The organism is Stenotrophomonas sp. SrG, from assembly GCF_050031795.1.
Lineage (GTDB): Bacteria > Pseudomonadota > Gammaproteobacteria > Xanthomonadales > Xanthomonadaceae > Stenotrophomonas > Stenotrophomonas rhizophila_A.
In genome coordinates, this window is sequence record NZ_JBNBBE010001308.1 from 1 (window position 1) to 236 (window position 236).

At 66.5% G+C, this 236-nt stretch carries 1 protein-coding gene; it reads left to right on the forward strand.

Going from position 1 to position 236, the window contains the following annotated elements:
* Positions 1–236 (forward strand): KUP/HAK/KT family potassium transporter (locus tag ACQG3P_RS23655; RefSeq protein WP_426806411.1); only part of this gene is annotated, 236 nt, incomplete at both ends.

The window sequence follows — 236 nt, forward strand, 5'->3', positions numbered from 1 at the left end:
CTGGGGCTCAACAACCCCGAGGCGGTGAAGTACCCGTTCTTCGAGGCGGTGCCGGAGGGGGCGCGGTACCCGATGATCATCCTGGCCACCATGGCCGCGGTGAGCGCCTCGCAGTCGGTCATCACCGGCGCGTTCTCGGTCTCGCGCCAGGCCATGCAGCAGGGCTACATCCCGCGCATGCGCATCACCCATACCACGCACGACACCAACGGCCAGATCTACATCCCCGGCATCAA